Origin of the sequence: Thalassobaculum sp. (genome assembly GCF_040219215.1) — a bacterium.
Classification (GTDB): domain Bacteria; phylum Pseudomonadota; class Alphaproteobacteria; order Thalassobaculales; family Thalassobaculaceae; genus Thalassobaculum_A.
Genome location: NZ_JAVJSX010000044.1, coordinates 88,947 through 109,238, shown reverse-complemented (window position 1 = coordinate 109,238; position 20,292 = coordinate 88,947). Strand labels below are relative to the sequence as shown.

Genomic DNA, 20,292 nt, shown 5'->3' with positions numbered 1-20,292 from the left:
TTCAGGTCATTCCGTTTCCAACGCCAACGCTGATGCCGACGTCTTGCATCCGTTCTGGAATTACAGCGCTATGATGACATTCGCGTTATCGGCACGCCACCGTCTTTCTTCGCGATGCAGTATAAACTTTGATCGTCGGGGTAGCTGGCCGCACCAGAGCCTGATAGTGCTTCGATCGCATTAATCAGGATAACGTGGATGATTGCGGTGCCTCGCACGCGGGCCTGGGTGTCGACGCCAACAATCGCGCTGCTGCTTCTTTGGATGGTCTTGGCGCCACTGCCCGCAGCCGCCGACCGGTTGGACGCGCAGTCCGCTTCCTGGACTGCCATTGACGCAGCGACGCTGCATCGCGCTGGGCCGAGGCTGGCCGACAGCGCGATCTCATCACCTTTCGACGCCATGGATCGCCGCGTGACCGCGTATTCCGACTGGGTGTTCGGCTGGCTGTCGAGCCTGTTCACTGCCTGGGATCTCGCCTATGTCGGCGCCACCGAGGCGGCGCGCGAGATCTACGACGGCGGAACGCCGGACCCGAAGTCCGTGCACGACCGCCTGGCTCTCGTGGTGGTTGAGCGGTTCGACGACACGGTCGTGCTGCCCGACCAAACCGCCCGCTCACTTGAAGCAGCCTGGCACAGGGCGATGGTCAGGCTGGCAGCGCTGGACACCCAGCTGGCGACAGCGCGGCGCGCTCGCATTCGGCGGCTGGCGACGCAACTTGGCACTGATCCGCAGCCGGCTCTGCAGCGTTATGGCGATCCACTGCTGTCGACAGGGCTGCTTGGTGCCCCTGCCCCGGCCGGTCTGCTGCAACGCGCCATGCTGAATGCCAAAGAAGACGCCGGCGGCACGACCGACGAAGTGCTGGTCCGGTCGCTGCGGCCGCTGGCCAGCCGTACGATCAGCGTGGTCACCCGCCTGCTGATGGCGCCACTCGTCGGCGGCCTTGTTGCATCGCCAGTCGCCAATGTGTCCGGTACCGGCGCGGCCATCGCGACGCTAGCCGCAGTCTCAGCGGGAATCTGGGGTCTTGATTACACCGTCAACCGGATTGACAGCGCCACCAACCGGCCCGCGTTTGAAGCTGGGTTGCGCCGGATCGTTCGGGACGCCCACACCCGCGCATCCTCGATCATCCGTCAGGAAGCAGCCGCTGCTGTCTGTGCGGCAATGCTGGGCGCCGGATGCCCCAGTCCATCCGCCGTTGCAGCGCCCGGCGCCACGCGATAAGTTTCGGCAATCGCAGTTGGGCCGTACCGGTTCGGCTGTGAATCCGGGACAGGCCGGAGGGCGGCCATGGGATATGTACACACCCTTGACCTAGGCGGCGTGCTGGCACGCGTGCTGTTCTGCATCTTCATCGTGTTCAGCGCCTACAACGCCAGCGGGTATTCCTACTACCACTGGGTAACCTCCGACGCGATCCAGCCGCCGAGCGAACATGTGCTGCAAATCGCCATCGCCGGTGCGCTCGGCTTCGGATTCTACACGATCGGCGACATTACCCGGCGTTCACTCCAGAAAGGCGGCGTGGGGTTGATCACCATCATGTTCGCCGCCGTCGCCTGGTACCTTGTCGAGGCTGATTGGGTCGAGTTGCGGACGACCGACGACTTGATCACTGCGGGACAGCTCACGGTTGTCGGCATCCTGACCTTCGGCGTCAGCTTCTCGTTCCTGCACTACCGCCTGGGCGGCGTGAAGCAGGTCGAGGAGACCTGATCCGGCCCGCCTCCCTTCATCGTACGGAATCTGGCCTCAGGTGACCTGCAGGCCGCCGTCGACGAACAGGATGTGGCCGTTCACGTAGCGCGCCGCCGACGACGCCAGGAACAGCAGAGGCCCGACCAGTTCTTCCGGTTCGGCGAAGCGCTTCAGCGGCACCTGATCGGTCATTGCCGCCGTTCGCACCGGATCGCGCCGCAGGTCGGCGTTCATGCGCGTCCGGATGAAGCCCGGCGCGATGGCGTTGCTGCGGATGCCGAACGGCCCCCATTCCAGCGCCAGAGAGCGAGTCATGTGGGCGATTGCCGCCTTGGAGGTGCAGTACGCGACACGGCCGTCCAGCGCCTTGACCGACGCGATGGAGGAGATGTTGACGATGGCCCCCTGCCCACGCGGCTTCATCAGCCGTCCGGCAGCCCGCGCGCACAGGAACGCCGCGTCCACGTTCACGCTCATCAGCGACCGCCAGCGCTCGTACTCGGTCTCGTCGGGCGCTGCGCGAACCATGATGCCGGCATTGTTCACCAGCAGGTCGATGCCGCCCAGGCCATCTGCCACATCGTCGGCGAACAGCCTGTCCACCGCAGCCTCGTCGGTAATGTCGCAGAGTGCGCTGGCCACCCGGTCACAGGCCCACCCGTCCATCGCGTCGCGAAGCGCGTCGGCATCGCGGTCGACGGCCAGTACCTTCGCCCCGCCGCCCAGCAGGCCGGCCACCAGACACCGGCCGATGTCGCCGGCGCCACCGGTTACCACCGCCCTGAGGCCGGTGACGTCGAATTGCTCAGTCATTGCTGCATCTCCACAAATGGGTCGAGCCTTCAGCCCGGTACCGCTTCCCAGCCGAGACCTGCCAACGCCCGATGGCTCTTGCTGATATCGGCGTCGCCATCCGGCGAGATGATCTCCAGCATGGTCGGCACGTCGACACCGATCTCGCGCATCGCATCGGCGACCTCGGCGAACGGCACCACGCCGGAACCGATCGTGGCGTGGTCCCACTTCTGCAGTCCGGTATCGGACAGGTGCAGAACCTTCAGCCGTGGAGCCACGCGTCGCAGCCCGTCGCCGGGAGATTCCCGCGCAAATACCGCGTTGGCAGCGTCGTAGCAGATGCCGAGCCGGTCGTTCCCCAATCGGTCGATCGCAACCATCAGCGACTCGGCGGTCGGCAGGAACGCCATCGGAATGTTCTCCAGCACGATGCCCAGCCCCAGGTCCTCGGCATAGCGGTCGAGTTCGGCCACCGCCTCGGCGAACCATCCCCAGACCCGTTCGGGCGGCGCCGGCAGCAACGGGTGAGTCTTGCCCGGCACCACCAGGACCTGCGGCACGTTCCAGTCGGCCGCCAGTTCAATCACCTTGCGGTAGTGCGCCCGGGTCATCGAACGCATTTCCGGTGACGGGCTGACCAGGTTGAGATCCAGGCTCGGCGGGTTCAGCACCTCGATCGTCAGGTTCCGCTCGGCCAGCAGGCGGGCGGTGTCCCGCCGCTCTGCCCCCGTCAGTTCCTCCGGCCAGACATGCGGGCAGTTGATCAGCAACTCGAACCGCCGGTAGCCACGGTCCGCCAGATGAACCAGCGTGTCGTGAGCCGACATCTTCCAGATGTAGGAGTAGGTATGGATTCCGACCGGCCATCCGCCCATCGCTCGCCTCCTCGGCCTGCCGGCTCGGCTACGGTTTCATCCCTGCGGCCTCAAGGGCTTTGCGGAAGTTCGGCTCGGGGTTTGGCAGCGGCGGCAACTCCCAGCTGCCGGTCCCGACCGGCCGGATCTCACGATCCACCGGGACTTCCAGCAGGTACGGTTTGTTCGCCTTGATGGCCTGGCGCAACGCGTCCTCTACGGCGTCGGCGCGGTCGACCCGCGCGGACTCCACGCCCATCGACTTCGCCATCATCGCGAAGTCGGCGCTGAACAGTTCCTGCGACGCCTCGTGGATGAAGCCGGTTGCCAACTCGCGGCCACCAAACAGGCCGACCTGCAGGTCGCGGATCGAGCAATAGCCGTTGTTGTTCCACACCACCCAGACCACCGGGATGTCGTATTCGACGGCGGTCAGCAAGGCATGCGGCGTCATCAGGAACGATCCATCGCCGACAATCGCGACGCACGGCCGGTCCGGGGCGGCCAGCTTGGCGCCAAGGATGCCGGACGTGGCGAATCCCATGGCGGCAAAGCCCCAGCTGTGGATCAGCTGGCGCGGCCGCCGGGTTTCCAGCAGTTGAATCACCCAGTTGTGGTGGACACCGACGTCGGACGCGACGATCGCGTCATCGGGGATCGCCTTGGTAATGGCGTCCATCAACCGCTCGGGGCGCATCGGCATCTGGTCCGACGCGGCGAACGAGGCCTGATACTTCTTCCAGGTCTCCCGGTTGCCCATCAGCGTCTTCAGCCAGGCTGCCGTGCGAGCGGGCGCGCCGGTCAGCCGCGCCTTGGCCTGCTCGGTCATGATCTCCAGGCTGGCCCGGGCGTCTCCAACGATTCCCAGTTCCGCCGGATAGTTCTTGCCGATCTCGAAGGTGTCGATGTCGATCTGGATCAGCCGGGACGGAGGGATCGACAGGGTGTAGCCCTGCAGCCACGCGCTGGTCGCCCGGTCGTCGAAACTGAAGCCAAGGGCCAGAATCACGTCGGCGTTCTTGCTGGCCTCGTTGCCGGCATAGGTGCCGTTGCGGCCGATCGAACCGAACGCCAGTTCATGACGATCGTCTATCGCCCCCTTGCCGTTCGGGCTGGTCACCACCGGGATCCGCGCGGTCTCGGCGAACGCAACCAGCGCATCGGTCGCCTCGCTCAACAGCACGCCCTGCCCGGCAATGATCACCGGACGCTCGGCCCCCAGCAGCATCTCGACCGCCGTCGCGAGATCGCCCGGCGCGCCCGGCGAGCGCTGCTTCATCCGGGGCGATGCCTCCTGCAGCTCCACCTCGGCTTCCTCGACGAACACGTTCAGCGGCACGTCCAGGTTCACCGGCCCCGGCCGGCCGCTGCGCAACAGCTGGCAGGCCTGGCGCACCGCCAGCGGCACCATGTCGGCGCGGGTCGGCTGATAGCTGCGCTTCACATAGGGGCGGATCACCGACGGAAAATCACCCTGGTAGAACTGGCCGGTTTCCTGGAACGGATTCCGGTTGAACTGGCTGGTCGGCACATTGGCGGTGATCGCAAGGAACGCCGAGGAGTCCATCATCGCGGCTGCCAGGGCGACCACGAGGTTGGCCGAGCCCGGCCCGCACGAGGTGAAGGTCGCCACCGGCTCGTGCTTCACCTTGTAGTAGGCGTCGGCCATGTAGCCGGCCGACTGCTCGTGGTGCACGGAGATCGTCTTGATCCGGTTCCCGGCCTTGTAGGCGCCGTCGAGGAAACCGACGTTGCCGTGGCCGCAGACGCCGAACAGGTAGGGCATGCCCTCCTTGACCAACTGATCGACGATGATGTCGGCGCCGTTGTGCAGGGCGCGCGTGCTGTCGTCCATGAACCTTCTCCCTGGGTGTCGTCAGGCGGCGGAATCGGCAGACCGACGAAGCAGTCGGGGGCTGCCGAGCATCCGCGAAATGTCGAGTGCCGCGTCCTTGACCTGCGGCACCAGCGCCGCGATCCGTTCTGCGGACATGCGGTCGGCCGGTGCCGACAGGCTGACCGTCGCGAACGGACGGCCGGTGTGATCGGTGACCGGAGCGCCAATGCAGCGCAATCCAACGGCCATTTCCTCGTTGTCCAGCGCGTATCCCTGTGCCCGGACTGCGCGCAGTTCCTCGTGGAAACGAGACGCATCGGTGATCGTGTTGTCGGTCAAGCCGTGCAGGCCGTAGGTCGCGACGTAATCGTCCACCTCGGTATCCGGCATGTACGCGAGCAGCACCTTGCCCAACGCGCTGGCGTGTGCCGGACTGCGCTTGCCGACAAAGGAATGCATCCGGACCAGTTCGGTACCGTCCACGATCTGCACGCAGACCGCATCGCCTTCATAGAGAATGCCGACATAGACCGTCTCACCGGTGCTCTCGGCCAGCGTCATCAGCGGCGGCAGCGCCTGCCACTTGAGCTGCTCGTGCCGAACCGCGGTCTTGCCGAGCGAGTAGAAGCGCATCCCCAGGCGGTACCGACCGCTTTCCTCGTCCTTCGTCAGATAGCCCGACCCCTGCAGCGTGTGCAGGATACGAAACGCCGTAGCCTTGTTGAGGCCGAGGTGTCCCGACAGCTCGGTCAGGCTCCAGCTCTCCCGCTCGGCAAAGCAGTCGATTACCTCGAGTCCTTTGCGGAGCGAGCCGATCAGGTACGGATCACGGTCCGGTTCGGTCACTCTGGCTCCTCCGGCAGTGGCAATCTCACTGAACGCTAGCAGGCTCAATTTTGCCCAACAAGGAAATTAAAACTATGTTTCAATAATTGACAATATGTTTCGCATTTCGAAACATACGTCAAAGCACGGGCTGACCGGAGGATGCTATGCGCTTCGAGAATGTACTGGTGACCGGCGCCGGAGGGCTGCTCGGAGGCTATGTGGTCGACAAGTTGAAGGGGCATTGCCGGTTGTCCGGTTTGGACCTGCTTCCCGCGCACGGCGGCATCCCGCATATCGTGGACAGCATCGAGAACCTGGACGCGGTTCGTCGCGCCTGCGACGGCCAGGATGCCATCGTCCACGTGGCGGCCCGGCCGAACATCTGGAGCGGATCGGGCAGCGAGATCATTCAGACCAACGTGACCGGCACCTGGAACGTGCTGGAAGCGGCCGAACAGGCCGGCGTGCGCCGGGTGATCGTGACGTCCAGCGACTCGGTGATCGGATTCACGGTGTTCGAGGGCAAGATGATCCCTCCGAGCTATCTGCCGGTCGACGCCGATCACCCGCGCCGGCCGACCGACCCCTATGCGCTGAGCAAGAAGCTGTGCGAGGAGATGGCACGCAGCTTCGCCGACCGCGGTAAGATGGAAGTCGTGGTGCTGCGACCGGTCTACGTTCTGTATCCGGAGTTCGAATGCGAGGTTAAGGCGCGCGCCGCCGACCCGACCGGATACAAGGGACCAGCTGCGGGCGGGCGGCAGCCGGCCGGTGGCGGACCCATGTGGCACTACGTCGACCCGCGCGACATGGCACTGGCCTATCGCTGTGCGCTGGAGTCGGAAGAGCCGGGCTTCGGCCCCTACTTCATCTGCGGACCGACCACCCTGGCGCTGGAGCCTACGACCGATCGGCTGACCGCCAAGACCGGCCAGGAAGCCGAAATCCGCGATCCCGCGCTGTACCGGAACAACCTGCACGCACCGCTCTACGACCTGTCGGCCGCAGCCGACAGGCTCGGCTTCCGCGCCCAGCACGATCTGCGACGGGTGCTGTACGGCTGATCACCACGAAAGGCGACATCCATGATCGAACGCAACGGGGCCACGATCGCCAACATCGTCGAGACGCTCTGGCAAACCATGCCGGCCCACTACGACGCGCACTCGAAACTGCTGATCGCACCGCAAACCGGCAGGACCAAACACTTCGACTTCCGGATATCCAGCTATCAGCCCAAGGGCTACGTGGCGCTGCACAGCCACAAAGTTCAGGAGCAGATCTACTATATCCTGGAGGGTGAAGGCCTGATGGAGATTGACGGGGAACGGCATGTGGTGCGCCGGCACGACCACATCTTCATCCCGCCGGGGGTCGAGCACGCGATTTACAATTCCGGGCTGGTCGACCTCGTATTCCTGGTGATCACCACGCCGCCGGAGGATACGTGAACGGGACGTGAACGGGACCTGATCGATCAGACCGGGCAGCCGCCGGCGCCGTCGACCGGGATGGCTGATGAATGATGCTGACGGATCAGGCCGACCGGACCTGCCCCGCCCCTCGTCACCACATAGGTGAAGCGCGCAGGGATCGTCATCCGGCCACGGTTGGGGTCGGTGTAGGAGAACGAGTACAGTCCACTGGCCACCGCCGGATCGGTGCCGTCGACCGCCAGGGTGGCGGCGAACTGAACGGTTCCGGCTTGCGCGATCACCAATTTGTCGAAGTACGCGCGCATCGCCTCGGGACCGCGCAACGGCTCACCCGCGGCCGTCGCAAGCAACAATGCGTCCGGCGCATACAGCGCAAGGATCCCGGGTACGTCGCGTGCGGTGAACGCCGCAGCCCACGCCTCCAGCGTGGCGCGGACCGGGGCTTGGACTTGCGGGGCCACCGACTGGATCGCGACCGTGTCGGCAGTTGCATCGGCTGGCTGGGGAATCCGGTTGAACCAACGGCGGTTCCGAATCAGCACTCCGGATGCCCGGGGCGCAAAGCCACGCCGGATCATCAGATCCTTGACGCGACTCTCGGCCGTTTGCTGGCCGAGGAGATTTCGCGCGCGCGATCTGTACAGATCGACCGCCGACAGGAAGGCGCCGCGCGATACCCGGCCAGAGGGGCCGGCACGGGCCGTCAGGTAGTCGGCGACACTCGCTTCGATCGCGCTCTCCAGGACCAGGCGGTCAGCGGCGGCGGCATCAAGCACGACCCCCCGGGCATCCTCGAAATCAAGGCCATACCCAGCGGTACCCAGACTGATCAGGGCACGTTCCTGCTCCCGGCTGACGAATCCGCCCGTGCCAGCGTGGGCCTGAACCTGTTCGCGGAAACTCGCCATCCTGCGCCTCTTCCCCCCTCGCCGGGCTAGAACGTTGTTTCCAGCCGCGCCGATACGTACTTGAACTCAATCAACGTCAGCATTGACTGCCAGATCAGGACAAACGACAGCCCCCAGATCAGAGCCTGGGCGATCGACTGGTTGATGTCGACCACCGTCGACTTCGGACGATAGCCGAAATAGAGCGCGATTCCGGCTGCTCCCACAATCGATGGTATTGCCTTGGCCGCGATCCAGCCGGTGCCGTCCATGATCAGTTCGCCCGGCGGCCAGAGCCGCTGAAAGTACTGGTCGCGCCACATGTAGGTGGATTCGTCCGGGAAGATGTACGACCAGGTCGCCATCGCGACCCAGGCTGTCAGGCACTCCGACATGATCACCAACACAACCGAGGCGACCGCAGAGGCAACGAGTACCGTGCCCGTCAGGTAGACATCGTGCGGGATGTTCAGGTTCCGCATCGACTTGATCTGGTCGGAATAGACCTTGTGGCCGATGTCCGCGCCGATCAGGGCGGTGTTTCGGGTCGCGATCAGCACTCCGGTCGTCAAGGGCGCCAGCACACGCAACTCGCTGAACGCAAGGCCCGCCAGGGCGTCGGAATGGATGATCGGCATCAGCAGGTCACGGAACGGCAGGTACTGGAAGATGAACCACGTCGTCACGAAACCGACGATCACGCTGCCAAGGCCGACGAACAGCAACGCCGACGGCGAGAAGCACAGCTCCCAGAGGTAGCCGGCCAGGAACCGCAGCGTCCAACTGAGCCGCCAGGTGGCGGATGCCCGCATCGGCCCGACCGACACAGCGGTGGTCGTGGTTGCCTTTTCCGGTGCCAGCGGCTGGTCGCGCGCTTCATCGAACGGCACTGCGGCCGCCTCGATCGCCTCCAGTTCACGTTCGACACGACGGGCGTTCGCCGGCAACTCCACCAGCGCATGGCGGCGCGGATCGAGCATCAGCACCCGGTCGGCAACATCGATCAGGTGGCGATAGTGGTGCGCGATGATCACCACCGGAACACCGACGTCGCTGCTCAACGACTTTATCAGGGCCGCCAGGCGCTTCGACGCCGAGACGTCGAGGCCCGAGTTCGGCTCGTCCAGGAACAGAACGGGGTGATTCCCAAGCAAGGTTCGGGCAATGGCGACCCGCTGGCGCTGGCCGCCGCTGCACGCGTTGACCGCGGCGGTCCGGTCGACGTCCTTCAGAAGCCCGTCGATCGCCGCCACCAGCGCCGTCCCGACCGCCTCGTTGTGGTCGCCCGCGATGCTCAGATTCTGGCCGACCGTCAGTTCGTCGAACAGCGCGAAGTTCTGAAACACCACCCCTCCGAGGGTGATGCGTTCGCGCGCCAGATCGACTCTGCTTCCCGCATACCGGACGTGCCCGGAAATTCGCCAGCCCTCGTCGGCAGACGAGATCGCGCCGGACAGCAGGTTGACCAATGTCGACTTCCCGGAACCGCTCGGACCGGCCAGGATCACGACCTCGCCGGCCGCAAGTTCGAAGTCGGCCTCGTGCAACAACACACGCCCGTGCGGCTGGGCGATCGTCAGCTTCTCGACGGCGACGACCGGTGCCGGCGGATGGACCGTTGCTGCATGGTTCATGAACGGATCTCGACCAGGGGCTCGTATCGGGTCAACTCAAGAGCAGCTGGCGAGCCATCTGGAACGACCAGCGCCACAAGGCGGCGACGGTTCAACAGGATGTAGCGGATCACCCGCACGGCCAAGGTGTCGGGGCGACCGTTCGAGCGCTCGACGATCCGTGAGAACACCTCCATCGACATCGCCGACAGCTCGGTTTCCAGCATACGCAGTTCCCGGGCAAACCGGGGATCGCGCAGCATCTTGTCGACCAGCGGCTGAAGCCTGGGGTCGGCGGTCATTGCATCCAGGAAGGCATCCGCCATCAGCGCGCCGACCCGCCATGCCCGGTCGTCCTCTGCGATATCGAACAGGTGCCGAACCATCAGGCGCTGCACCTCCGGATCGACCATGATCTGGGCGGCGGCTTGCTCCAATGGACGGGTGTCCATCTTGCCGTCCACCACGAGGTCATGCATCGACTGCCAGCTCGGCAACATCATTTCGAACACGGCAGAACGCAGTTTCGGCAGGGCGATCGGAAGCAGCGCGGCCGCCAGGCGCTCTCCATCGTTCTGGTCGAACATGTCGCGAACCGTGCGCTTGATCAGCTGCATCTTCGGGTCGCGCCACATCTGGATGTAGGCGTCCTCGACGATCCGCTGCAGCGGCTTGCGATAATCTTCCGTGAACGCCGGCTGCCCGATCATGGCCACGAACCGGTCACGCAGCACGCTGACCAGCCGCTCGCCGACGAGGGCTATGTCATCCTTGGACGCGCGGGGAACCAGAGACCACAACGCCTTGACGTCGGTCTCCAGGAAGACCACACGGGCGCCATCAAACGACACCGACTTGAGGTCGGGAAACAGCCGCATCTCCACTCGACCGTCATCGAGCAGGATCGCACGCCCGACCGGAACGGCGGTGCCGTCCGCCGACAGGTTGTACGCTGGATAGGTGCTCGGCGCGGCGATTCCGGCGGTCCAGTCCGGACGCACAAAGAGTCTGGCGTCCGCGCTTTCCAGGAATGGGGAGCCTCGGAAACCCCAGACGCCCAAGAGGCTCGCAAACGCTAGAATGCAAACGGCGAACAGGTAGGTGAACGTGGTTCCGCGGCGCAACTCGGCTATCTCCCGGCTCGGGCGAGCGCGGCTGGTCGGACCGTCCAGCGACGAAGCGTTGTCTCCAACTCCTCGACAAACTGTTCGAGATCGCGTTGATCGAGGAAACCGGCCATATGCACATTCTCCGCGAACGCATCGCGCCAGTAGTGGCCCGTCAGCGGTCGGCTGCCGGCATAGTGCAGAACAAGCAGCGGGGGCAAGACCATTGGGCGAAACACCTCAAACCCGGTGATCAGATCCATCCGGATCGTGGTTTCGGCCTCGGCCCGGAACGTGTGCAGGACTTCCGCCATCGCCGCAGCAACCCCGTCACGTACCATGCGAACCCGATCCTCATACAACTCGGTCCGCCCCGCAAAACCCCGCATTCGCGCGATCACCGGATCGTTCTGTTCGGTCATGACGGGCCGACTACCTCGCGTTTTGAACGACCAGGAACCGCCCGGGAGCCTACGACGGACTGATGGGACCCGCGAACGAAAACCGCGGATCGGCAAGGATCGGTTTCCTTGACCGAATGGCCGGCACGGCGATAACTTGCCCGGGTTGGAGGGACACGATGGGTTTCTTTTTGGTAGCCTCCGCCGCGTTCATCGGAACCGTGGCGGTTGAAGGTGTGCTGGAGATTGGCGCCGAAATCGGCGCCGGATGGAACGGTGAATGGGCGTCCCACTACTTCTGGGACGTACAGGCCGACCAGAACGGCACCGAGTCGCAACGATTGGCCGCCGAACTGATCGCGCGCGTTCCGGACGGAGACGGTTACAAGGAGCTTTGTGCGCTGCCGTTGGCGCCGAAACCGGCTGTGCAGTTGACCCGATGAACATGCTCCTGGTTGCAGCAGTCACTGGATTTCTGGCGGGTGAGTTCGCCGGCGCCCTGATCGCGGAGAACATCGCGCACGAGTTCGAAGAACTCTACGCAGCCGGTTTCTACATAGTTCCAGCCGCCCCGGAGATCTCCCTGGCGAACGCCGCCACGGAATCCGAGGAAGCGTATCTGGCACGGTTGTGCCGTCTACCAGCCGAGCAGGACATTGCGGCGCTGAACTGACGGAACTTCCATTTGGTTGCGGCCCGCCTCGTGATACGCTTTTCTTGGGATTGAGATAGTCGGGGATGGGGATCGTGCGAGGTTCTGTTTATCTTCTGGTCGGCATGCTGCTGTTGACGGTGCCCGCACTGGCGCGTGCTCAGAGCGACATACCGCCACCTGTCGTAAAGTCGCTGAACGATCCCGAGATCGCGGATCCATACAGCCCGTGGATTGGGGCAGTCGCCGGAACCACGGTCGCAGTGGTGGGGGTGAACATCTGGACCGGTGGCGCGCTTCTGACACCCGCTGTCGGTCCCGCCCTGTCCGGTCTGCTGGGTGGTGCGTGGATTGGACCGGCTGCGATGATGCCGTTGGCAGCACAGTCGTTGTTTCAAACGACCACACTGTTCGCAACCGGGCTCGTCGGCGGTGGCCTGGGTTACTGGATGATGGGTGAGTAAAGAACTCTGTCCGGTTGATCGTGATCTCATGGACATCAATCGGCCGATCACGCATTCTACTTTCACGATCCTGCGTAACCGTGGGATAGCGCGTTTCTTGCCTACGGGAGGGTGGTAAAATGAAGGCACTAGTAGCAGTAACTCGGGCGTTGGTGATCGTGGCGGCACTGACGCTTGTTCCGGCAGCGGCCAAGGCGCAGAGCCTCGGCTCCTCGTCAACGAGCGCCTCCAGCTTCGACGCCTACCGGGCAATGGCGATCACCGCCGGTGTCGTTGGCGGCGCGGTTGTCGCGACCATCGTCACCGACGGCCTCATCCTGCCGGTGATTGCCGGTGGCGGCATGAATGGCGGCGCGGCCGGCATGGCAACCCGACTGATCAGCGCATCCGGCACGGTGTTCGGCGCCATTGCCGGCGGCATGCTTGGCGATGAGTGGTACAGCAAGCAGTAAAGCCCGAACCGAACGACACTGGACAAAGGCCCGACCTCGCGTCGGGCCTTTTCATTTGTCGTCAGTTTGTCATGACCGGCTCCGGTTTCGTGTAGTAGGAGCTGTACACCCACATCGTCACCACGCCTCCGGCGAATGCAGCCGCCACGGCCGTCGTGACCACGGGCATGGTTGCGTAGAGGTAACCCGCGCCGGCGCCGAACGCCGCGTAGATCATCCGAATGGCGAGGTCAGCCGAAGAGATCGGTCGTTGCTCGCAATTGCAGTCCGCGGGCGGCATCGGCACCTGCTGCTGGGCCAGAATGATCTGCGGACCGGTGATTGAACTGCCAGCCGTCGCCGGCGATGCGCCGAACAGCAGACCGACGGCCAGGATCGCTATCGCCAATGCGCGCATTATTCACCTCCTTGCATTCGAACACCGCCGTCAGTCAGCCGCCGGCGTCTTCTCGAACTCGACCTCTACGGTAGCGTGCCCCACGCCGAACCGTTCCTGCAACCGCCGCTTGATGGCCGTGACCACCTCGGTCATGACGACACCCTCCGCCAGGCGGGCGTTCAGCGTGATCATGGGACGTTCCTGGTTGATCGACCAAGCGTGAATGTGATGCACGTCCCGGACACCGTCGACCGTTTCGATCAGGTCGGATCGGACAATCCCGGCCTCCAGCTTGGCCGGCGCACCCTCCAGCAGAATGTGCACCGCGTCCTTCGCCACCACCCAGGCACTGCGCAGAACCAGGATCGACACCAGAACCGACAGGATCGGATCGATCGGCAGCCAGCCAGTCCACATGATGACCACGGCCGCGATGATCGCCGCGACCGAGCCAAGCAGGTCTCCCATCACATGCAGGATGGCACCGCGGATGTTCAAATTGTCCCGGTCGGCCGTCGTCAGGATGTAGAACACCGTCACGTTGACGAGCAGCCCGAGGATCGCGATCACCAGCATCGGCCCGGCCAGGATCGGTACCGGCTGGCCGTAGCGTTCGACCGCCTCAAAAACGATCCAGCCGGCGATGCCGAACAGGCTGAGGCCATTCAGCAGCGCCGCCAGAACCTGCACCCGTTCGAGGCCGAAGCTGTGGCGCCACGTGGCCGGTCGACGCGCGATCCGGAACGCCGCCCAGGCAAAGATCAGGGCGATCGAGTCGGTCAGCATGTGGGCGGCATCGGCGATCAGCGCCAGCGACCCTGATATCGCGCCCCCGATCACTTCAGCCAGCATGAAGCCCGCAGTCAGGCACGCGCCAAGCGCCACCCGGCTCTCGTTCCTGGTGGCGCCACCGCCGTGGCTATGGCCCTCTCCCATAGCTGTCGTCCTCTCGTTCCGCTCGAGCCAACTTTACCCTGTGCGTTCCGTTCGCCAAAGCTCGGACCAGCATCCCGGCCTATTCATTCATAAAAATGGAACAAGGTTCCGACTACAGGAACAAACCCCGTTGGCTCCCTCGCCCGAGTCCTGCTATCGAAGACCGACGGCTCGGCAAGAGGCCGCCTGGACAACGCCAAGGGAGGCACCATGAGCGCCGCGCCGATCGAGCGTCGTGGACCGATAGCGGTCGTCAGGCTCGACAACCCACCGGTGAACGGCCTGGGTGCCGCAGTTCGCCACGGACTCGAAGCCGCGTTCAACGAGCTGCTGGCCGACCCTTCCGTCTCCGCGATCGTGATCGCCGGCGCCGGCCGGATGTTCAGCGCCGGTGCCGACATCCGGGAATTCGGCAAGGTGCCCCCGGCCGACGTTCCGAACCTGCCGGAACTGATCGACTGGCTGGAAACTTCCAGCAAGCCGGTGGTCGCCGCCATTCACGGCGTCGCGGCCGGTGGCGGGCTGGAACTGGCACTAGGCTGCCACTTCCGGATTGCCGCACCGAAGACCCGTGTGGGCTTGCCCGAAGTCACATTGGGAATTCTGCCCGGTGCCGGTGGAACCCAGCGACTACCGCGCGTCGCCGATGTCTCGGCCGCGCTAGACCTGATCGTTTCGGGCCGGCTGGTCTCGGAGCGCGAGGCGTTGAACCTCGGCGTGATCGACGCGATCGCTGACGGCGACTTGATCGACGCTGCGGTTGCAAAGGCGATTGAGCTCGTCAAGAACGGCTCCAATCCACGTCGATCCAGTGCCCTGACCGACGGGCTTGCAGAAGCGCAAGCCGATCCCGGCTTGTTCGACACCTTCCGCAAGGGGATGGCCAAGCGGGCGCGCGGCATGAACGCGCCCTACGCCTGTGTTCGCTGCATTGAGGCAGCAACCCGCCTGCCCTTTGCCGAAGGCCGTCGATTCGAGCACGAGGAGTTCAAGGCGCTGGTCAACGCTGTCGAAGCACAGGCGATGCGCCACGCCTTCTTCGCCGAGCGCGAGGTCTCCAAGATCCCGGATGTCCCGGAGAATACGCCGACCCGGCCGATTGAATCGGCTGGCGTCATCGGCTGCGGCACCATGGGGGGCGGCATCGCCATGGTGTTCGCCAACGCCGGCATTCCGGTGACGATCGTTGAGGCCGACGAAGGCGCTCGCGACAGCGGTCTGGCCAAGATCCGCGCGAATTACCAGGCGACCGTCGACAAGGGCCGGATGAGCCAGCAGGCGATGGACGAACGCATGGCCTCCGTCACCGGCGCCACCGACTTCGCGGCCATCGCCGACGTCGACATCGTGGTCGAGGCGGTATTCGAGGAAATGGCGGTGAAGCAGCAGGTTTTCCGAACGCTCGACGGCATCTGCCAGCCCGATGCGATCCTGGCGACCAACACCTCGACCCTGGACGTCGACGCGATCGCCGCCGCAACCGGCAGGCCGGAAAGCGTTATCGGCACCCATTTCTTCAGCCCGGCCAATGTGATGCGCCTTTTGGAGGTCGTGCGCGGGGCGAAGTCGTCGCCGCAGACCATCGCCACGGCGATGGCCCTGTCCAAGACCCTCGGCAAGGTCGGGGTGCTGGTCGGGGTGTGCGACGGCTTCGTCGGCAACCGCATGCTGCACCAGTACCTACGCGAGGCCGCCTTCTTGGTCGAGGAAGGTGCCCTGCCCCAGGACGTCGACCGGGTGATCTTCGAGTTCGGCTTCCCGATGGGCCCGTTCGCCATGAGCGACCTCGCCGGCAATGACGTCGGCTGGCGGATCCGAAAAGCTCAAGCCACCGAGCGGCCCAGCAACCAGCGCTACTCCGGCACGGTCTCCGACCGAATCTGTGAACGCGAGCGGTTCGGGCAAAAGACCGGTGCCGGCTGGTATCGCTATGCGGACGGCCGCACGCCGTTGCCCGATCCGGAGGTGGAGGCGCTGATCCTCGCGACATCGCAGGAACTTGGCGTGACACGCCGGTCGATCTCCGACCAGGAGATCCTGGAGCGCTGTCTGTACCCGCTGGTGAACGAAGGCGCGAGGATCCTGGACGAAGGCATTGCATTGCGCGCCGGTGACGTCGACGTGGTGTGGATGCAGGGCTACGGCTTCCCGCGGTACCGTGGCGGACCGATGTTCTGGGCCGACACGATCGGGTTGGACGTGATCGCCACGGCAATGCGGCGATTCCAGGCCGAGCACGGCGAATGGATGGCCCCGGCGCCGCTGCTGGAGCGGCTGGCAGCCGAAGGCAAGGGCTTCAAGGATCTCTAGAAACGATCAACCCCCTCAGGAGAGGAACGCGACAATGCGAGAAGCGGTAATCGTCTCGACGGCGCGCACGCCGATCGGAAAGGCGTTTCGCGGCGCCTTCAACAACACCCATGGCGCCACACTGGCCGGCCATGCCATCGAGCACGCCGTGGCCCGCTCCGGGCTGCAACCGTCGGAAATCGAGGACGTGATCGTCGGCTGCGGCCTGCCCGAGGGTGCTACCGGCCACAACGTCGCCCGAATCGCGGCGGTGCGCGCGGGACTGCCCGTGACAACCGCCGGTACCACCGTGAACCGGTTCTGCTCGTCCGGCCTGCAGGCGATCAGCATGGCGGCCCAGCGCATCGTGAGCGACGGCGTGCCGGCGATGGTCGCCGGCGGGGTCGAGTCGATCAGCCTGACCCAGGCGAACCTCAACGGCACCCACCGGATGGAACCCTGGCTGGCCGAGCACAAGCCCGATTTGTGGATCTCGATGATCGAGACCGCCGACATCGTGGCCAAGCGCTACGGCGTCTCGCGCGACGCCCAGGACGCCTACGCCCTGCAGAGCCAGCAGCGCACCGCCGCCGCCCAGCAGGCCGGCCGGTTCGACGCCGAGATCGTGCCGATGAGCGCGACCAAGCTGGTCCAGGACAAGGCGACCGGCGCGGTCAGCGAGGAAACGGTCACGCTGTCGAAGGACGAAGGCAACCGTCCGTCGACCACACTGGACGGCCTGAACGGGCTGGAACCGGTGCGCGGCGCCGATCAGTTCATCACCGCCGGCAACGCCAGCCAGCTCTCGGACGGCGCGTCGGCCTGCGTGGTTATGGATCGCAAGCTGGCGGAGCAGCGCGGCATCGCCCCGCTCGGCATCTACCGCGGCCTGGCGGTCGCCGGCTGCGAACCCGATGAGATGGGCATCGGCCCGGTGTTCGCGGTTCCGCGCCTGCTGGAGCGCAACGGCCTCAAGGTCGACGACATCGACCTGTGGGAACTGAACGAAGCCTTCGCGGTGCAGGTGCTGTACTGCCGCGACCGGCTCGGCATTCCCGATGAGAAGCTGAATGTCAGTGGCGGCTCGATCTCGATCGGCCATCCCTATGGGATGAGCGGAGCGCGGATGGTCGGCCACGCCCTGATCGAGGGCAAACGCCGCGGCGCCAAGTACGTCGTCACCACCATGTGCGTTGGTGGCGGCCAAGGTGTCGCCGGGCTGTTCGAGGTGGCGTGATCGACTGACGACTCGACGGGCGACGCAATGCCCGCGAACCGGGAGGTAGTGTGATGGAACTGGTGCTGTCGGCCGAGGACACGGCGTTCCGCGACGACGTTCGCGCCTTCCTGAAGGACAAGCTGCCGCAGGAGATCGCGGCCAAGGCCGGCAGCGGATTCCGGCTGTCCAAGGACGACCACGTCCGCTGGCAGAAGATCCTGTTCGAGAAGGGCTGGATGGCGCCTGGCTGGCCGATCGAGTTGGGCGGCACCGGCTGGACCGCCATGCAGAAGCACATCTTCGACGAGGAGTGCGCGCTGGCCGGCGCCCCGATGGTGATCCCGTTCGGTGTCACCATGGTGGCTCCGGTGATCATGGCGTTCGGCACGCAGGCGCAGAAGGACCGCTACCTGCCACGCATCCTGCGCAGCGACGACTGGTGGTGCCAGGGCTACTCCGAGCCCGGTTCCGGCTCCGACCTCGCTTCGCTGCGTACCAAGGCGGTGCGCGACGGCGACCATTACGTGGTGACCGGCCAGAAGACCTGGACCACGCTCGCCCAGCATGCCGACATGATGTTCACCCTGGTCCGCACCTCGGACTCCGGCAAGCAGCAGGAGGGCATCACCTTCCTACTGATCGACATGAAGTCGCCCGGCATCACGGTGCAGCCGATCACCACCATCGACGGCAGCGCCGAGATCAACAACGTGTTCCTGGACGATGTGCGGGTGCCGGTCGGCAACCGGATCGGCGAGGAAGGCAAGGGCTGGACCTATGCGAAGTACCTGCTCGGGCACGAGCGGACCAGCATCGCCGCCGTCGGCCGCTCCAAGGCTCAATTGCGACGGCTGAAGGCGATCGCCGGGGCCGAGGCGTCCGGTGACGGCACGCTGATCGACGATCCCGATTTCGCCCTACGCCTGGCCCAAATCGAGATCGACCTGCTGGCGCTCGAATCCCTGGTGCTGCGCGCGCTGTACGCCGAGACCGCCGGCAAGCCGCCGGGACCGGAGGCCTCCTTCCTGAAGATCAAGGGGACCGAGGTTCAGCAAGGCCTGACCGAGCTGCTGGTCGAAGCCGTCGGCCCGTATGCCGCGCCGTTCCAGCCGGAGGCGTTCCGCCAGGACAACTGGAACGAGGAGCCGGTCGGCCCCGACTACGCTCCCGCCCTGGCGCCGCTCTACTTCAACTGGCGCAAAGCCTCGATCTACGGCGGGTCGAACGAGATCCAGAAGAACATCATCGCCAAGACCGTGCTCGGTCTGTGAGCCGAACGCGGGGGAAACACCGATGAGCTTCGCCTTCACCGATGACCAGCAATTGCTGGCCGACAGCGCCGCCCGCTTCCTGACCGACAAGTACGGCTTTGACGCACGCCGCACGGTCATGACGGCCGAAGACGGCTGGAGCCGGGAGATGTGGCGGTCATTCGCCGACATGGGCTGGCTCGCCCTGCCGTTACCCGAGAATTATGGAGGGCTCGGCGGATCGACGGTCGACCTCGCCATCCTGATGGAGGATTTCGGACGGCATCTCGTGGTCGAACCCTATCTCGCCACCGTCGTCCTCGGCGCCGAGACCATCGCGCGAGCCGGGTCGGACGACCAGAAAGCCGAAATCCTGCCGCAGGTTGCCGAGGGCAAGCTGACCTTGGCCTTCGCGCACGGCGAACCCGCTGGCCGGTTCGACCTGGCAAGGATCGCCGCCGCCGCGGCCCGCCAGGATGGCGGCTGGGTCCTGTCCGGCCACAAGGCGGTGGTCCACCACGCCCAGACCGCCGACCGGCTGATCGTCTCTGCCCGCACGTCCGGGCAGACGGCCGACCGCGACGGTATCACCCTGTTCCTGGTCGACCCGCAGGCGCCCGGTGTTGCGCTTCGGCCCTATCCCACGATCGACGGACTGCGCGCCGCCGACGTGATCCTGGACGGCGCGGTCGTGCCCGACAGCGACGTGCTCGGCGAGGTCGATGCCGCTCTGCCGGTGATCGAACAGGTCGTGGACCGGGCGCTGGTCGCGCTGTCGGCGGAAGCGGTCGGCGCCATGGACGCGACCATCGCCCTGACCGGCGAGTACCTGAAGACCCGCCAGCAGTTCGGCCGGCCGCTGGCCGCGTTCCAGGTCCTGCAGCACCGCATGGTCGAGATGCTGGCCGCCAAGGAATTCGCGCGGGCGCTGTGCTACCGCGCCGCCGGAGCCATGGACGACACCACCGGCGTCGAGCGCGCCCGCGCTGCCGCCGCGTTGAAGTCCGAGACCGGGCGCGCCGGAAAGCGCATCGGCCAGGACGCCATCCAGTTGCACGGCGGCATGGGCATGACCGACGATATGGCGGTCGGTCACTACTTCAAGCGCATGACGATGATCGACGTGCAGTTCGGCAACGCTGCCTATCACCTGCGCCGGTTCGCCGGCCTGTCCTGAATGATCCGCC

22 protein-coding genes are annotated in these 20,292 nt (G+C 65.3%); 12 read left to right on the top strand and 10 right to left on the bottom strand.

The features are described 5' to 3' along the window. The first annotated feature begins 198 nt into the window (after positions 1-198). Complete coding sequence (locus RIC54_RS25735; RefSeq protein ID WP_350093962.1) at positions 199-1,233, top strand: hypothetical protein; 1,035 nt, start codon at positions 199-201, stop codon at positions 1,231-1,233. Between the two features lie 66 nt (positions 1,234-1,299). Further along, complete coding sequence (locus RIC54_RS25730) at positions 1,300-1,725, top strand: DUF6524 family protein (protein WP_350093959.1); 426 nt, start codon at positions 1,300-1,302, stop codon at positions 1,723-1,725. A gap of 36 nt (positions 1,726-1,761) precedes the next feature. On the opposite strand, the gene RIC54_RS25725 is transcribed toward RIC54_RS25730, so the two are convergent. Genes RIC54_RS25725 through RIC54_RS25710 form a run of 4 tightly spaced genes read right to left on the bottom strand, consistent with a single transcriptional unit; the run spans position 1,762 to position 6,039 of the window. Beyond that, the gene (locus RIC54_RS25725; RefSeq protein WP_350093956.1) at positions 1,762-2,520 is read right to left on the bottom strand and encodes an SDR family NAD(P)-dependent oxidoreductase; all 759 of its coding nucleotides are present in this window, start codon (positions 2,518-2,520) and stop codon (positions 1,762-1,764) included. A 29-nt stretch (positions 2,521-2,549) separates the two neighbouring features. Then, a complete protein-coding gene (locus tag RIC54_RS25720; RefSeq protein WP_350151575.1) occupies positions 2,550-3,377 on the bottom strand; it encodes a sugar phosphate isomerase/epimerase family protein in 828 nt (275 codons plus the stop codon). Positions 3,378-3,405: 28 nt separating this feature from the next. Beyond that, positions 3,406-5,211 carry a thiamine pyrophosphate-binding protein gene (locus RIC54_RS25715; protein ID WP_350093950.1) on the bottom strand — a complete coding sequence of 602 codons (1,806 nt, stop codon included), beginning with the start codon at positions 5,209-5,211 and terminating at the stop codon, positions 3,406-3,408. A 21-nt stretch (positions 5,212-5,232) separates the two neighbouring features. After that, positions 5,233-6,039, bottom strand: a complete 807-nt coding sequence (locus RIC54_RS25710) for an IclR family transcriptional regulator (protein WP_350093947.1) — start codon at positions 6,037-6,039, stop codon at positions 5,233-5,235. Positions 6,040-6,185: 146 nt separating this feature from the next. Between RIC54_RS25710 and RIC54_RS25705 the strand changes: the two genes are divergently transcribed. Beyond that, positions 6,186-7,085, top strand: a complete 900-nt coding sequence (locus RIC54_RS25705; protein ID WP_350093944.1) for an NAD-dependent epimerase/dehydratase family protein — start codon at positions 6,186-6,188, stop codon at positions 7,083-7,085. Positions 7,086-7,106: 21 nt separating this feature from the next. After that, positions 7,107-7,472, top strand: coding sequence for a cupin domain-containing protein (locus tag RIC54_RS25700; protein WP_350093941.1), 366 nt, complete (start codon positions 7,107-7,109; stop codon positions 7,470-7,472). A gap of 26 nt (positions 7,473-7,498) precedes the next feature. On the opposite strand, the gene RIC54_RS25695 is transcribed toward RIC54_RS25700, so the two are convergent. From RIC54_RS25695 to RIC54_RS25680, 4 genes are all read right to left on the bottom strand, one after another. Further along, positions 7,499-8,365: a nuclear transport factor 2 family protein gene (locus RIC54_RS25695; RefSeq protein WP_350093938.1), complete on the bottom strand. Its 867-nt coding sequence runs from the start codon at positions 8,363-8,365 to the stop codon at positions 7,499-7,501. Positions 8,366-8,391: 26 nt separating this feature from the next. Next, positions 8,392-9,978, bottom strand: a complete 1,587-nt coding sequence (locus tag RIC54_RS25690; RefSeq protein ID WP_350093935.1) for an ATP-binding cassette domain-containing protein — start codon at positions 9,976-9,978, stop codon at positions 8,392-8,394. Further along, positions 9,975-10,958 carry a hypothetical protein gene (locus tag RIC54_RS25685; RefSeq protein WP_350151573.1) on the bottom strand — a complete coding sequence of 328 codons (984 nt, stop codon included), beginning with the start codon at positions 10,956-10,958 and terminating at the stop codon, positions 9,975-9,977. The genes RIC54_RS25690 and RIC54_RS25685 overlap by 4 nt, the downstream gene beginning before the upstream one ends. Before the next feature lie 128 nt (positions 10,959-11,086). Next, a complete protein-coding gene (locus RIC54_RS25680; protein ID WP_350093929.1) occupies positions 11,087-11,485 on the bottom strand; it encodes a hypothetical protein in 399 nt (132 codons plus the stop codon). A gap of 158 nt (positions 11,486-11,643) precedes the next feature. On the opposite strand from RIC54_RS25680, the gene RIC54_RS25675 reads away from it, so the two are divergent. The 4 genes from RIC54_RS25675 to RIC54_RS25660 all read left to right on the top strand — a co-directional run bounded on the left by RIC54_RS25675 (position 11,644) and on the right by RIC54_RS25660 (position 13,032). After that, positions 11,644-11,907 (top strand): hypothetical protein, encoded by a 264-nt coding sequence (locus RIC54_RS25675; RefSeq protein WP_350093926.1) that lies wholly within the window; start codon positions 11,644-11,646, stop codon positions 11,905-11,907. Next, positions 11,904-12,137, top strand: coding sequence for a hypothetical protein (locus tag RIC54_RS25670; RefSeq protein ID WP_350093923.1), 234 nt, complete (start codon positions 11,904-11,906; stop codon positions 12,135-12,137). The genes RIC54_RS25675 and RIC54_RS25670 overlap by 4 nt, the downstream gene beginning before the upstream one ends. Positions 12,138-12,211: 74 nt before the next feature. Next, positions 12,212-12,580 carry a hypothetical protein gene (locus RIC54_RS25665; protein WP_350093920.1) on the top strand — a complete coding sequence of 123 codons (369 nt, stop codon included), beginning with the start codon at positions 12,212-12,214 and terminating at the stop codon, positions 12,578-12,580. A 119-nt stretch (positions 12,581-12,699) separates the two neighbouring features. Then, positions 12,700-13,032, top strand: a complete 333-nt coding sequence (locus tag RIC54_RS25660; protein ID WP_350093917.1) for a hypothetical protein — start codon at positions 12,700-12,702, stop codon at positions 13,030-13,032. 61 nt (positions 13,033-13,093) lie between these two features. Here RIC54_RS25660 and RIC54_RS25655 read toward each other — a convergent pair whose 3' ends face one another. Both RIC54_RS25655 and RIC54_RS25650 read right to left on the bottom strand, forming a co-directional pair. Continuing rightward, positions 13,094-13,429 (bottom strand): hypothetical protein, encoded by a 336-nt coding sequence (locus tag RIC54_RS25655; RefSeq protein ID WP_350093914.1) that lies wholly within the window; start codon positions 13,427-13,429, stop codon positions 13,094-13,096. 30 nt (positions 13,430-13,459) lie between these two features. Next, the gene (locus tag RIC54_RS25650; protein WP_350093911.1) at positions 13,460-14,347 is read right to left on the bottom strand and encodes a cation diffusion facilitator family transporter; all 888 of its coding nucleotides are present in this window, start codon (positions 14,345-14,347) and stop codon (positions 13,460-13,462) included. A 210-nt stretch (positions 14,348-14,557) separates the two neighbouring features. On the opposite strand from RIC54_RS25650, the gene RIC54_RS25645 reads away from it, so the two are divergent. The 4 genes from RIC54_RS25645 to RIC54_RS25630 are packed head-to-tail and all read left to right on the top strand — an operon-like array spanning position 14,558 to position 20,282. Then, positions 14,558-16,657 (top strand): 3-hydroxyacyl-CoA dehydrogenase NAD-binding domain-containing protein, encoded by a 2,100-nt coding sequence (locus RIC54_RS25645; RefSeq protein WP_350093907.1) that lies wholly within the window; start codon positions 14,558-14,560, stop codon positions 16,655-16,657. Positions 16,658-16,691: 34 nt separating this feature from the next. After that, positions 16,692-17,873 carry an acetyl-CoA C-acyltransferase gene (locus RIC54_RS25640; protein ID WP_350093904.1) on the top strand — a complete coding sequence of 394 codons (1,182 nt, stop codon included), beginning with the start codon at positions 16,692-16,694 and terminating at the stop codon, positions 17,871-17,873. A 53-nt stretch (positions 17,874-17,926) separates the two neighbouring features. Next, entirely contained in the window at positions 17,927-19,126 is a 1,200-nt protein-coding gene (locus RIC54_RS25635; protein ID WP_350093901.1) for an acyl-CoA dehydrogenase family protein, read from the top strand. Between the two features lie 22 nt (positions 19,127-19,148). Beyond that, on the top strand, positions 19,149-20,282 hold the full coding sequence (locus RIC54_RS25630) for an acyl-CoA dehydrogenase family protein (protein ID WP_350093898.1): 1,134 nt from the start codon (positions 19,149-19,151) through the stop codon (positions 20,280-20,282). Positions 20,283-20,292 lie beyond the last annotated feature (10 nt).